8 protein-coding genes and 3 pseudogenes are annotated in these 13,296 nt (G+C 72.4%); 3 read left to right on the top strand and 8 right to left on the bottom strand.

What is annotated here, in order from left to right; translation table 11 throughout:
* Positions 1-63: 63 nt before the first annotated feature.
* The 3 genes and pseudogenes from BJF83_RS21590 to BJF83_RS21580 form a co-directional block, all read right to left on the bottom strand.
* Complete coding sequence (locus BJF83_RS21590) at positions 64-702, bottom strand: AAA family ATPase (RefSeq protein WP_075927739.1); 639 nt, start codon at positions 700-702, stop codon at positions 64-66.
* Between the two features lie 7 nt (positions 703-709).
* Complete coding sequence (locus BJF83_RS21585; RefSeq protein ID WP_075927738.1) at positions 710-1,081, bottom strand: zf-TFIIB domain-containing protein; 372 nt, start codon at positions 1,079-1,081, stop codon at positions 710-712.
* A 137-nt stretch (positions 1,082-1,218) separates the two neighbouring features.
* Positions 1,219-2,600 (bottom strand): annotated as a pseudogene (locus BJF83_RS21580) (NAD(P)H-quinone dehydrogenase).
* Between the two features lie 395 nt (positions 2,601-2,995).
* Between BJF83_RS21580 and BJF83_RS21575 the strand changes: the two are divergent.
* Positions 2,996-3,819 (top strand): annotated as a pseudogene (locus BJF83_RS21575) (purine-nucleoside phosphorylase).
* Positions 3,820-4,404: 585 nt separating this feature from the next.
* On the opposite strand, the gene BJF83_RS21570 reads toward BJF83_RS21575, so the two are convergent.
* The 5 genes and pseudogenes from BJF83_RS21570 to BJF83_RS21550 all read right to left on the bottom strand — a co-directional run bounded on the left by BJF83_RS21570 (position 4,405) and on the right by BJF83_RS21550 (position 10,032).
* A complete protein-coding gene (locus tag BJF83_RS21570; RefSeq protein ID WP_075927804.1) occupies positions 4,405-5,034 on the bottom strand; it encodes a PH domain-containing protein in 630 nt (209 codons plus the stop codon).
* Positions 5,034-6,131, bottom strand: coding sequence for an adenosine deaminase (locus BJF83_RS21565; protein ID WP_075927737.1), 1,098 nt, complete (start codon positions 6,129-6,131; stop codon positions 5,034-5,036). Before BJF83_RS21565 ends, BJF83_RS21570 begins: the two co-directional genes overlap by 1 nt.
* Before the next feature lie 177 nt (positions 6,132-6,308).
* A pseudogene (locus BJF83_RS21560) lies at positions 6,309-7,542 on the bottom strand (amidohydrolase).
* A gap of 26 nt (positions 7,543-7,568) precedes the next feature.
* Positions 7,569-8,741: a glutamate--cysteine ligase gene (locus BJF83_RS21555; RefSeq protein ID WP_075927736.1), complete on the bottom strand. Its 1,173-nt coding sequence runs from the start codon at positions 8,739-8,741 to the stop codon at positions 7,569-7,571.
* 175 nt (positions 8,742-8,916) lie between these two features.
* Positions 8,917-10,032: a YihY/virulence factor BrkB family protein gene (locus tag BJF83_RS21550; protein WP_075927735.1), complete on the bottom strand. Its 1,116-nt coding sequence runs from the start codon at positions 10,030-10,032 to the stop codon at positions 8,917-8,919.
* 299 nt (positions 10,033-10,331) lie between these two features.
* Between BJF83_RS21550 and BJF83_RS21545 the strand changes: the two genes are divergently transcribed.
* Together BJF83_RS21545 and BJF83_RS21540 are read left to right on the top strand one after the other, a co-directional pair.
* A complete protein-coding gene (locus BJF83_RS21545) occupies positions 10,332-11,282 on the top strand; it encodes a GHMP kinase (protein ID WP_262391747.1) in 951 nt (316 codons plus the stop codon).
* Between the two features lie 138 nt (positions 11,283-11,420).
* On the top strand, positions 11,421-12,707 hold the full coding sequence (locus BJF83_RS21540; RefSeq protein WP_075927734.1) for an LCP family protein: 1,287 nt from the start codon (positions 11,421-11,423) through the stop codon (positions 12,705-12,707).
* Positions 12,708-13,296: the final 589 nt, after the last annotated feature.

The following is a 13,296-nucleotide window of genomic DNA, read 5'->3' as shown; positions in this document are numbered from 1 at the left end:
TCCCGGGCACGCTGGCCCGGGACGTCCGCGTTCGCGGGGCGTGCGACCGGCGATGGGACGGCGTCAGGCCGCGGAGCGCGCGTGCAGCTCCTGGACCCACCGGCACACCGTGTCGGCTGTCTGTGCCGGTTCGGCCCCGGTGGTGTCGACGAGGGTCAGCGGCGGGTCGAGGCGGGGCCCCTCCCACGCCACCCACGCGGCGAAGTCGAGAGTCTCCTCGATCCGCTCCTCGTCCCACTCCCGCCAGGCGGGGCGGGCGCGCAACCGGTCGGCGAGCACGTCGGCGTCGCAGGTCAGCGCCAGGTAATGGATGGCGGAGAACAGCGCGCGCTCCGGGAGGGGCTCGAACTCCGGGGGCACCACGGTCCCGCAGAGCACGACCGGACGCCCGTTCTGCTGCACCATGGCCGCGGTGCGCAGCCAGGTAGAGCGGAACAGGCGATGGTGCTCGGTGGGGTCGCGTAGACCGCCCACCCACAGCAGGTCCTGTTCGAGCACGACGAAGCGGTCACTGAGCCGTTCGAGCAGCATCCCGGCGATGGTGGACTTCCCGGTGCCGCTCGGACCCGACACGCAGTACAGCGGCAGGCGCGCGAACGGCCGGGTCTGGCCGCAGGAGGCACAGCGCAGCACGGACGGTCCCGCGCCGGTGTCCGGGTTCTCGTCCAGTTCCCCGCACCGCGTGCAGATCAGCGGATGCACGTGCGGCTCAGTCGAACAGCTCTTCCAGGAAGCTCTTCCTACGGCCGCGGTAGGGCTTGGGAGAGTCCCGGTAGCCGCCGTACCCGCGCGGCGAGTCGCGGTAGCCGCCGTACCCGCGCGGGGAGTCGGCGTAGCCGCCCTGGTGGTACCCCGGGGGCGGAGCCTGCGGGTAGGAGCGCGGCGGGGCCTGCTGGTAACCGGGCTGGGGGGCGCTCGGATCCGGCGGAGGGGGCGCCGAGTAGTGGCGCTGCTCGGCCGCGATGATGCTCTCCAGCTCACCCCGGTCCAGGAAGATGCCCTGGCAGACGTCACACCGGTCGATGTGGACGCCCTGTCGGTCGTAGGTACGCATGGGGCTCTGGCACTTGGGACAGATCACCCCCCAGACACTACCCCCTCCACCGTGAGATCGGAGTAAACGGGGCGATCTCCCGGCCCGCGGCTCCCGGGGACCCGCCGTCGGCGTTCTCGGCCCGACGCCCGGCGCGCCCCTCCCGGCCCGGGACCCGCGGGTTCCTACTCCGGGGAGGCGAGCATCAGTGACCGCGCCGCCTCGGTGACGCTGCCCGACAGCGACGGGTACACCGCGAAGGTGTGCGCGAGGTCGTCGACGGTCAGGCGCTGCTGGACGGCGACCGACACCGCCAGGATGATTTCGCTGGCGCGCGGGCCGACGATGACGCCGCCGAGCACGATGCCCGTGTGCTGGCGGCAGATCAGCTTGACGAAGCCCTCCTTGACCTCGTTCATCTTGGCGCGCGGGTTGGTGTTGAGCGGGAGCGTCACCGCCCGGCCGTCGATGCGCCCGCTGCGCACGTCGTCCTCGCTGGCGCCGACCGCCGCCAACTCCGGGTGGGTGAAGACGGTGGAGGCGACCGTGGACAGCTTCAGCGGGGCGACGGCCTCGCCGAGCGCGTGCCACATGGCGATCCGCCCCTGCATGGCGGCGACGGAGGCCAGCATGTTGACGCCGGTGCAGTCGCCGGCGGCGTACACGCCCGGCACGGTGGTGCGGGAGACCCGGTCGACGTCGACGAACCCGCCCTGCCCCAGCCGGACGCCGGCCTCCTCCAGGCCGAGCCCCTCGGTGTTGGGGATCATGCCGACCGTCATCAGGCAGTGGCTGCCGTCGACCGTCCGGCCGTCGGTGAGGGTGACCCGGACGCCGTCCGCGGTGCGCACCACCGACTCGGCGCGGGTCTGGCTGAGGACGGTCATGCCGCGTCGCATGAACACGTCCTCCAGGACCTCGGCGGCATCGGCGTCCTGGGTGGGCATGACGTGCTCGCGGGAGGAGACGAGGGTGACGTCCGAACCGAGGGACTGGTAGGCGCTGGCGAACTCGGCGCCGGTGACGCCGGAGCGACGACGATGAGCTTCTCGGGGAGTTCGTCCAGGTCGTAAAGGTGCCGCCAGGTGAGGATGCGCTCGCCGTCGGGTTCGGCGCTGGGCAGCTCCCGGGGGTGCGCGCCGGTGGCGATGAGGATGACGTCCGCGCGGATCCGCTGGTCGCCGACGGCCACGATGTGCGGGTCGACCAGACGCGCCTCACCGAGCACGACCTGCACGCCCTCCTTGACCAGGCGAGCGCGGGTGTCGTCGGACTGGGCACGGGCGAGGGCCTTGATCCGGGGGTTGATGCGGGCGGGGTCGACCTCCACCTCCGCCTTGCCGTCGTGGATCTCGGGGACGTTGATGCCGAGGGCGTCCGCCTCGCGTACGTAGGTGGTCCGCGTGGAGGTGGCGATGAGGCTCTTGGAGGGCACGCAGTCGGTGAGGACGCAGGCGCCGCCGATGCCGTCGCGCTCCACCACCGTCACGTCCGCGCCGAGCTGTGCCGCGACCAGCGCCGCCTCATAGCCCCCGGGTCCGCCACCGATGATCACGACCTTCGTCACGCTGCTTCACTCCCTCTTCGGTTGGACCGCGGCGCCCGTTCCCGGTCCGGGCCGGAATTCGGGCATGGCGGGGCACCACCAGGTTCTTCGCTGGTTCCCATTGTCGTCCATGCCGGCCGGAGGAATCCGCAGACTCCGCCGGCCCCCGGATCCCGGCGGGCCCCGGGGGCCCGCCTCACAGCCCGTGCGCCGTCGCACAGGCCCGGGGAATGGGACGAACACCACTTCGCGCGTGCGAAACGGTCACCGCGAGAGGTGGCTCGGGGCGCTCCCGGCGTCACCGTCCGCCCCTGATTCCCCTTCTCCCCGAGGGCGTCCGCCCGCCCATTCCACACGGCGGACACACTGCGTTGCGTTCCGGAACAATCCGACTACACAGCGGTAGCATCCGACTTGTGAGTGAAACAGAGCAGGCGTCCCAGACAACGGACGGAGCCAAGGACCTCGCGGCCGAGGCGGCACGGGAGTTGTTGTCCCGCGCCGGCGCCGACAGCTTCGACGCCCTGGTGGTGCTCGGTTCCGGCTGGGCGGGTGCGGTCGACACGCTCGGCGCGTCCGACATCGAGTTCGACGTCACCGAACTGCCCGGTTTCGTCTCCCCCACGGCCAAGGGACACTCCAGCAAGGTCCGGAGCATGTGGGTCGGCGACAAGCGCGTGATCGTGTTCATGGGACGCGTCCACGAGTACGAGACGCACGACCCCATGCGCGCCACGCACGCCGTGCGCACCGGCCTGTCCGCGGGAGCGGGGCTCGCCGTCCTCACCGGGTCCGCCGGTTCACTGCGCGCCGACTTCGCACCGGGCCTGCCCGTGGTGGTGCGCGACCACATCAACCTCACCGCGCGCTCACCGCTGGCCGGTGCGCGGTTCGTCGACCTGTCGAACGCCTACAGCCAGCGGCTGCGGGAGATCATCCACGACGTCGACCCGTCGCTGGCGGAGGGTGTGTACGTCTCCACCGTCGGCCCCCAGCTCCAGACCCCCGCCGAACTGGCGCTGCTCCGCCAGGCGGGGGCGGACGTGGTGGGGCGGTCGATCGCCCTGGAGACCATCGCCGCCGTGGAGATGGGGGCGGAGGTGCTGGGCCTGGCGATCATCACCAACGACGCGGTGGGCTCGGTGCTGGAGCGCTTCGAGTCCGACCAGGCGCTGGAGATTGTCAGGCACCGGGCGCGGCGCTGGGGGAACTGCTGCACCGGGTCCTCGACCGGGCCTGACTCCGGGCGGTCCCGGACACGCGATCAGCCCTGCGCCCGTACGAGAGCGAGCCGAAGGCGTCCGCCAGAGGGAGACGCCGCGCCCCAAGGCCCGTCCCTTGAGGGGCGGTGGAGGGAGACGGGAGGGTGGATGGCCCCGGCGAGGCCACCAGACCGGCGGGGCGAGCCCGCGAGGTCGTGTGGCTGGGGCGCTCCGGCCGCACCGGGCGAGGCCGGTACCGGCGTGGCGAGCGTACACCCCGAGGCCCGGGGTGGACGGTACCGACCATGGCGCGGCCGGAGGCGGTGCTTCCCCGGCGCCCGTCCGCGCGGGATCCCCGCAGACCCCGTTGGACTCGCGAACCGGGCACCTTCCCATTATTCAGTTGGACCGCGCGCGACGCCCAGGGCGAGGAACCGAGCGGATGACCATCCGCGCGAAGCCCGTCCGCTCGGCGCACTCTCCCTTAGGCATGCCTTACCTAACCAGATGCGTGGGGCGGCGTCAACCCCCTGCGGCGAGAAAGGGACCCGGCCCCCGCACGACGCGGGGACCGGGTCCCACCAGGCGTTGCCCCGGGCGGCGACGCTCGGGGCCGAGGGCGCTCAGGCCAGCACCAGCACCCCCACGAAGTACACCGCCGTCACCGCGAGGACGACGATCACCTCGACCGGCACCATCGTCTGCGGCGCGTCCTCGGCGCCCAGCGCGGCCGGGCCCGCCTCGCCGACGTCCCGGATCGGCCCGCTCAGGGGGCGCGCCTTGTACCGTTCGGCGTCCCGGCGCAGTTGCCGCGCGACCACGTCGACCGGGCGCTGCCCGGCGGGGTCCTCGTCGGCGTCGGCGTCCGCCAGCCCGGATTCGCGGCGCAGGTTCTCACGGACACGGGCGCGCTTCGTCTCGCGCAACGGCCACGACCGCACGATCCCGCCCGGCGTGTGCACGCGCAGGACGTCGGTCACGTCCACCCAGACCACCGCGGGCCACGGCACGAAGGTCTCCCGCAGCGGGTTGATCATCCGCAGTCCGCGCTCGGTGGAGACCACGCGCGGACGCAGCCACACCAGGTGGACACCGGCCACACTCGCCACCAGCACCGCCGAGGCCACCCACGCCGAGCGGCCCTCGCCGCGCAGCAGCACGTCGAGCAGCAGCAGGACGGCGATGACGACCCACACCAGCGCCAGCACCCGCGAGGAGGTCGACGCGTGGGTGGTGGACCGGGGCCGGTCCATCAGACCGCCGCCCACTTCAACTGGGCGAACCCGGGCTTGATGACGCCGTTGATCAGGGCCAGGCGCTCGTCGAAGGGCAGGAACGCCGACTTCATGGCGTTGACCGTGAACCACTCCAGGTCGTCCCAGCCGTAGGAGAAGGCCTCGGACAGCTTGGCGAACTCCTCGGACAGCGTCACGCCACTCTGAAGCCGGTTGTCGGTGTTCACGGTGACCCGGAACCGCAGGTCGTGCAGGAGTCGGATGGGGTGCGCGGCGATGGACTCGGCGGCGCCGGTCTGGACGTTCGAACTCGGGCACATCTCCAACGGGACGCGCTTGTCCCGCACGTACTGGGAGAGGCGGCCCAGACGCGGCACGCCGTTCTCGTTCAGCGTGATGTCGTCGACGATGCGCACGCCGTGGCCCAGGCGGTCGCACCCGCACCACTGGAGCGCCTCCCAGATGGACGGCAGACCGAACGCCTCACCCGCGTGGATGGTGAAGTGGAAGTTCTCGCGGCGCAGGTACTCGAAAGCGTCCAGGTGCCGCGTGGGCGGGTTACCCGCCTCGGCGCCCGCGATGTCGAAGCCGGAGACCCCGGCGTCCCGGTAGCGCACGGCCAGTTCGGCGATCTCCGAGGAGCGCGCGGCGTGCCGCATGGCGGTGACCAGCTGCCCGGTGCGGATGACGCGCCCCTGGTCGGCGGCGCGCTTCTCACCCAGTTCCAGCCCTTCCTGGACGGCCTCGACGACCTCCTCCAGGGTGAGCCCAGCCGAGAGGTGCTGTTCGGGGGCGTAGCGCTGCTCGGCGTAGACCACGCCGTCGGCGGCCAGGTCCTCCGCCGCCTCGGCCGCCACCCGCACGAGCGCGTCGCGCGTCTGCATCACGGCGGTCGTGTGCGCGAAGGTCTCCAGGTAGCGCTCCAGGGACCCGGAGTCGGAGGCCTCGCGGAACCACACGCCCAGCTCGCCGGGATCGTAGGTGGGAAGACCGGTGTACCCGGCCTCCCGCGCCAGTTCGACGACGGTGGACGGGCGCAGGCCGCCGTCGAGGTGGTCATGCAGCAGGACCTTCGGCGCCCGCCGGATCTGCTCAACTGTGAGTGGGTGGTTCATACTCCTCAGAATGCCACCCGGGCGGCGCGCGACCGCCCACGCCGACGCCAAGTTTCCGAGAATCCGGCAGATCCGCCCGCGGAGTCCGCGGGGGTCCGGGCCTGTCCCTTGGAACGGTCACCCCCGGGGGCTCGCCGTTCGGGCCGAAGAGAAACGGAGGCCCACAGCGAACACCGCTCAGGCCAGGGCCTCGTCGTCGACGCGGTTCCCCGCGTGGGCGGTGTTCCACAGCGCGGTCAGCGCCGTGGTGACCATGAACCGGGTCCCCACGGCGATGGCGCGCTCGTCGACGTCGAAGGTCCCCCGGTGCAGGTCCAGCATGGGGCCGTCCCAGTCCGGGGAGTGGGTGCCCAGGCGGGCCAGCGCGCCGGGGACGTGCTCCAGGTACCAGGCGAAGTCCTCCCCGCCCAGGCTCTGGGGCGTGCTGGCGACCGCGTCCGGGCCGAGCGAGAGACCGACCGCCTCGCGCATCGTCTCCACGCTCCGCGCCTCATTGATCGTCGGCGGGACACCGCGGCGGTAGGTGACCTCGCCTCCGCCCCGTAGGCGGAGGCCACCGACTCGACCAGCCCCTTGACGATGTCCGGGGCGGAGTGCCAGCCTCGTCGTCCAGGCAGCGGACGGTCCCCTCGGCGACGGCGTCGTCGGGGATGACGTTGGGTGCCGCCCCCGCGCTGATCCGGCCCCAGACCAGGCTGAACCCGGCGCGCGGGTCGACCAGGCGGGACAGTGCGGCGGGCAGTTCGGTGACCACCTTGCCCATGGCGTAGACGAGGTCGGAGGTCAGGTGCGGCCGGGCGGTGTGTCCGCCCGGACCGGACAGGCGGACCATCAGCTGGTCGCAGGCGGCGGTGATGCCGCCGACGCGCAGTCCGACCTTGCCCACCATGAGGCGGGGGTCGCAGTGCAGGGCGAAGATCCGGTCCACACCCTTCATCGCCCCGTCGTTGACCACCTCGACCGCGCCGCCGGGCAGCTCCTCCGCCGGCTGGAAGATCAGCCGCACCCGGCCGGGCAGGGCGCCCACGCGGTCCTGCTGGGCGAGGAAGACCGCCGACGCCAGCAGGACGTGGTGTGCACGTCGTGCCCGCAGGCGTGCGCGCGCCCGGGACCGTCGAGCGGTAGGGAACCCCCGCCTTCTCGTCGGTGAGCGGGAGGGCGTCGATGTCGGCCCTGAGCGCGACCAGGGACCCGGCCCGGAGCCGATGTCGCACACCAGCCCGGTGCCCTGCGCGAGGACACGCGGGCGCAGGCCCACCTCGCGCAGCCGCTCGGCGATCCGCCCGGTCGTGCGGTGTTCGGCGAAGGCGAGTTCGGGGTGCATGTGCAGGTCCCGGCGGAATCCGGTGAACTCCCGCTCATGGCGCGCCAGAAAAGCGGTCAACTGTTCCGGCAGGTCACGTCCCTGCATTGCGAGGGTCCCCTCTTCATCGCGTGTCAGCGCACACCGGCCCCGTCGCTGACACTGACCTCTGCGCGGGTGAGGCCGCCCCGGAGCTCGGCGGCGAGCATGTCCACGACGTCGTCGAGCGAACCGCCCTCGGCGACGACCGCGCGCTGCCGTTCGTAGGAGGCACCCTTGTCCAGGGTCTCGGAGACCAGGTCCAGGTCCTCGGCGCAGCCCAGGCGGGCCGCGACCGGACGCAGCTCGCGAACCAACTCGTAGAGGTCGTCCCGGATCGGCACCGTGGTTCCGTGCACGTCCGTGATCACACGAGCGTCGAGTCCGTAGCGGGTGGCCCGCCACTTGTTGTCGCTCACCAGCCAGGACGGCGGGTTGGGCAGACCGTATCCCCGATCGAGCTGGTGATCGAACAGCTCGACCAGGCTCTGGCAGAGCGCGGCGGCCATTCCCACCTCGCGCAGGGTGGGAATCCCGTCGAACATCCGGATCTCGATGGTGCCGAAATCCGGGTGCGGCCGGATGTCCCACCACACTTCCTTGATAGAGGCGATGGTACCCGCCCGCAGAAGCGTTTCGAGGTATTCCTCGAAAGCAGTCCAACCCGACAGGTTCGGCGGCGGCCCCGACGTGGGAAGGGCGCCGAAGACGATCGACCTCGCGGATGCCAGGCCCGTGTCATGCCCACTCCAAAATGGGCTGGAAGCACTCAAAGCCAGAAAATGCGGGAGGAACTTCGCAAGTGCGTTCACCATGGGAATGGCCTTCTCCTGGCTGCGCACCCCCACGTGGACGTGGACCCCGCAGGTGAGGATGCGTCGGGCGAGCCACTGCATCTGCTCGACCAGCTCGCCGTAGCGCTCTCCCGGGCTGAGCGACTGGTCCCGCCAGTCGTCGATCGGGTGGGTTCCGGAGCAGGTCAAAGTGGTTCCGCGCGGTTCGAGCACGTCACGCATCCGCTGGATGTTGCGGGTGAGGTCCCGCTTGGCCTCGTCGACCGTCTCACAGATGCCGGTCACGACCTCGACCTGTGACTGCATCAGCTCGTGCCGAAGCGGGGGGACGTCCGCGCCCGCGCTGAGGTCGGGCAGCTCGGACAGCAGCTCCTGCGCCTCCTGCCGCAGGTGACGCGTGCTCCGATCGACGAGCTGGAGCTCCCACTCCACTCCGAGCGTCGCGCGTTCGGACGACTTGAATGCGATTCCCATCTGCCCTCCGAGGGGGGTGTCGCCAGCGGTCTCACGGCCAGCGGTCGGTGTGCCCGGATGAATCGGTCAACCGGGACACGGGAGGACTACCCTGTCGACACCCCGCGCATACGGGACGGGGACGCACAGTGAGGTAATTTCCTCGTGCGTGAACCGCGGTGTGCGTGAACCGCGGTCATTCCCGACCGGAATGGCGGCGGCGGATCACCCACGCGGCGGCCCCGGCCGCACCGGCGGCGCCGACCAGTGACAACGCCGCCGCCAACGCCCGTTGGGCGGCGCGGTGCTCCCGCCCGATCCTTGGCCGGGCACGCGGATCGTGGGCCGGCCGAGACCAGTTGAGCCCGTTCTGCTCCGGCAGCGGCAGGGTGCCCGTGTACGGCGGCGGCAGGGGCAGCCAGGTCGCCGTCCACGCCGCGCTGAACATGACCAGGCGCATCACCAGGTTGATCCACACCAGGAGCCCTACCAACACCGCGAAGGACGCGTACACCGGGTTGGCCAGGGTCCCGGCGAGCAGGATCGCCGCGGCCGCCTTGAGGATCTCGAAGCCCACCGCCCCGATCAGGGCGCCGCGCCACATCGCCCGGGTCGGCCGCCCGCTCCCGGACAGGAGTGCGAAGACGAGCAGGAAGATCAGTGAGTTGGCGCCCACGGCGATCGCCACGGCGAGGGCGCGCAGGGACAGGTTGGCGAGCACAGAGCCGTCCCACCCCACCCACGACAGCAGCCAGGTCGTGGCGGCCTGCGCGACGCTGGTGAACGCGACCGTGAGCAGCAGGGCCGCCCCGAGTCCGAGCATGACCGCCAGGTCGCCCGTTTTGCGCAGCAGGTAGTTGGGGCCGTCCTTGACGCTCTTGAGCCAGATCGAGTGCAGTGCCTGGCGCAACTCGGAGACCGAGTTCAGCCCCGCGTAGAGCAGGCCGAGCACGCCGATCACGCCCGCGCCCACGCGCGCGCCGGCCACCTGGTCCATCGGCAGCCGGTCGGACAGGCCGGGCAGGACCTCGTCCAACGCCTGTTCCAGGTAGGCGGTCAGCTCGGGCCCTCCCGCCGCGACGACGAAGCCCAGCGCCGCGAAGGCGAGCGCGATCAGCGGGAAGAAGGACAGGAAGGTGAAGTACGTCACGGCGCCCGCGAGCAGGCTCCCGTTCCGGTCGGCGTAGCGCTCGTAGGCACGGACCAGGTGGTCGACGCCCGGTCGGCGGCGCCGCAGCCCCCAGTAGGCGTCCATGGCCAGGTTCCGGTAGTGACGGGACGTGTCCTTGGCCCGGTCCAGGGCTGCGGGCATGGCTCCCCCTCCGCGCCGGTCGTGGACCGTCACCGTAACGAGCGGTGCGTGGAGGGGGAAGCCCGACGCGCGATCCCCGGGTGGGGGCAGACTTGGGGGCAGCGGTGAGACGGGGAGAAAGGTGGACCGGTGGAAGGCATGGGGGCTCGGTGGCGCGCCGTGTTGGGCCTGCGTCCGGCGGGACCGCGGGGAGACTGGCCGTCGTCGGCCCCGGACGCCGACGCGCTGGCTGAGTCCTTCACCCTGCGGTACGGCTCGGCCGCCGAGGGGGTCTGGCGCGCGCCGGCCGGGTGGCGCTCATGGGCGAGCACACGGCCACCAGCGGCGGCGCCGCCCTGTACGCGGCGTTGCCCTGGGGTGTGACCGCCGCTGCGGGACTCACCTCGGACGGCGGCGTGCACGCGGCCACGACCCACGGCCCCCTGAGACCTCGGGAGGCCGCCGCGCGCACGGTGGCCGAGGAGGTCGGCGAGGCGCGCCGGAGCGGCCTTCTCCGGGCCGACCAAGGACTCCGGGTACTCCTGGAGTCCGATCTGCCCGTGCACGCCTCCCTGGGCCGCACGGCGGCCGTCGGGGCCGCCGTCGCGCTCGCGCTCGCCGACCTCGCGGGCGGTCCGCCGCCGGAGGGCGCCGCGGCGGACCGGCGCGCGGTGCTCGCCGCGCGGCCGGGGCACGCGGTCCGGGTGAACCAGCGGACGCTGCGCACCCGGGTCCTGCCCTTCGACTTGGCCGCCGAGGGGCTGCGGCTGGTGGTCGTCGACACCGGGGCGCTCCCCCGCCGCGACCCCAGGCCCGCGCACACCGCCGCGGTCGAGGCCGCCCAGGAGGTCCTCGGCCCGCTCCGCTCCGTGGGCGACCTGCGTGCCGCCCTGGCGAGCCTGCCGGACCCGGGGCAGCGCGACCGGATCGAGTTCGAGGCGACGGAGGCACACCGGCTCAACGCGGCGGTCGGTCTGCTGCGCGCGGGGCGCGCCGGGGAGGTCGGCCCGATCCTGAGCGCCTCGCACCTGTCCCTGCGCGGGTTCGGCCTGCCCTCGCCCGACGTCGAACTCGCCGCGGAGACCGCCTCACGCGCCGGCGCGCGCGGTGTCCGGCTGTCCGGCTGGGCGGGGACGGTGGTGGCGCTCGCACCCGAGGAGCGGGTGGAGCGGATCGGCGCGGCGCTGAACAGGGCCTTCACCGACCGGGGACGGGTTCCTCCGCGCGTACGCGCCGCACTCGCGTCGGCGGGCGCCCACCGGCTGCGCTGACCCGTGCCCCACGGCCGCCGCCCGGGGGCGTCGAGGCGCCCGGCCGGATCCGGGTGAACCCCGCTACAGTTTCCGCGATCACACAGACGACAGACAGGCGCAGTCGACCTGCGGGCGCGGAGCGGATGGGGCGGTTCGATGGCAGACCCACGGAATCGGGACGGGTCCGGCCCGGCCGGTGAACACGACAGTCCGGGCGTGTTCCGACGCGCGGGCGACCCAGGCAAGCCGGACGAGTTCGAGCGGTTGTACCGCCAGCGGGAGTCGGAGCAGCGCTCGCTGGGCGGGGCCAGGCGGGTCCAGGCCGCCGAGGAGGCGCCGCCCCGGCACCGCGGGCCCGAGTCGCGGTCACGGCAGCGGAGCCGCACACACGGGACCGCGCGCGAGTACGACGGCACCGGAAGGGTCCGCCGGGCCAAGGAGCGGCGCGAGAACCGGGTCAGGAACGTCGCGCTGACGGTCGTGGCGGTGCTGCTCGCCGTCCTGATCGTGCCGCCGGCCGCCGTCTACATCTGGGCGGACGGACGGCTGACCCGAGTCGACGCCCTGGGCGACTACGACGGCAGGCCGGAGGGGCAACCCGGGACGACGTACATGATCGTCGGGTCCGACAGCCGGGACGGCCTGAGCGACGAGCAGATGGACGAGCTGGCCACCGGGTACGCCGAGGGCCGCCGGACCGACTCGATCATGGTGCTCTACATCCCCGACGACGGGGAGCCGACCATCGTCAGCGTCCCGCGCGACTCCTACGTGCCGATGGCCATCCCCGGCTACGCCGACAACAAGATCAACACGGCCTTCGCCGACGCTGTGTGCGGAACCGACGAGGCGGGTGCGGAGATATGCGGCGGCCCGGCCCCCTTGGTGGAGACTTTCGAGAGCGCCTCGGGCGTGCGGGTCGACCACTACGTCGAGATCGGCATGGGCGGGTTCGTCGACCTGGTGGACGCAGTCGGCGGCGTGGAGCTGTGCCCGGAGGAGGCGATGGAGGACCCGAAGGCGGGTCTGGACATCGAGGCGGGCTGCCAGCTGATGGACGGCGGGACGGCCCTGGGCTACGTGCGCACCCGCGCCACACCGCGCGCCGACCTGGACAGGATCCAGCGGCAACGGGAGTTCTTCTCGGTGCTGGTCGAGACGGCGAGCGCGCCGTCGACGATGTTCAACCCGTTCCGGGCGCTGCCGCTGGCGGCGGCGGGGACGGACACGTTCATGGTGGACGAGGACGTCCACCTGCGGCACCTGGTCACGATGCTGCTGGCGATGCGGGGCGGCACCCGGACCACTGCGGTCCCGGTGGGCCAGACCCCGACTCTGGAGGGTGTCGGCTCCGTGGTGATCTGGGACGAGGTCCGTTCGGAGGAGATGTTCGCGGCCATGCGGGCGGGCGAGCCGATCCCCGAGAGCGCCATGGAGGACTGAGCCCCGGCCGAGCCCGCGAGGGCGCACAAGCGCGAGGGGCACGCCAGGTTCTGCAAGACGAGACGAGCCGCGAGCGAGGAACGAGCGACAGGCGAAGCCGAGGATGAAGAACCCCTGGCCTTGTGGCGCCCCGAGCCCCGGCCGAGCCCGCGAGGGCGCATAAGCAAGGGCGAAGGGCCCGCCGCACGAGGCGACGGGCCCTTCTTCGTGACGTTCCGTACTGTGCGCGCCTACCCCCCAGCGGCGCACGGCCGGTACGTCGGTTCATGGTGGCTCAGAGGGGCTGACACCCTCTCTGGCCTGCCGGTTCTCACCGGCGCTCCCCCACAATAGGTCAAAGTTCGCGAAAGGTGTAAATCTTGCTCGCGTGGCCTATGTCGCACCCGACGGCCACCCACCCCGCGCGACCCCTCCATCGTCGCATCCGACGGCCCCGGATGTGCGCCGAACACGGAAAACGCCCCGGGAAAGTTCGCCCCGCGAGCGCCCGACCCCCCCGCCCACAGCCCGATCGGGGCGTTCGGGACACCCTGGTGTCCGCCCGGACACGACGACGCCCGGACGCCCCCGCGTGGGGACGCCCGGGCGT

Source organism: Nocardiopsis sp. CNR-923 (genome assembly GCF_001942255.1).
GTDB lineage: Bacteria > Actinomycetota > Actinomycetes > Streptosporangiales > Streptosporangiaceae > Nocardiopsis.
Note: the sequence above shows the minus strand (reverse complement) of the source record. Positions and strands in the feature narration are given on the sequence as shown.

Excerpts from the sequence above, each read along its gene's own strand:
- BJF83_RS21545 (WP_262391747.1), top strand. The coding sequence starts at position 10,332 with ATGGGCGAGCACACGGCCACCAGCGGCGGCGCCGCCCTGTACGCGGCG.
- BJF83_RS21540 (WP_075927734.1), top strand. The coding sequence starts at position 11,421 with ATGGCAGACCCACGGAATCGGGACGGGTCCGGCCCGGCCGGTGAACAC.
- BJF83_RS21570 (WP_075927804.1), bottom strand. The coding sequence starts at position 5,034 with ATGGACCGGCCCCGGTCCACCACCCACGCGTCGACCTCCTCGCGGGTG.
- BJF83_RS21555 (WP_075927736.1), bottom strand. The coding sequence starts at position 8,741 with ATGGGAATCGCATTCAAGTCGTCCGAACGCGCGACGCTCGGAGTGGAG.
- BJF83_RS21565 (WP_075927737.1), bottom strand. The coding sequence starts at position 6,131 with ATGAACCACCCACTCACAGTTGAGCAGATCCGGCGGGCGCCGAAGGTC.
- BJF83_RS21550 (WP_075927735.1), bottom strand. The coding sequence starts at position 10,032 with ATGCCCGCAGCCCTGGACCGGGCCAAGGACACGTCCCGTCACTACCGG.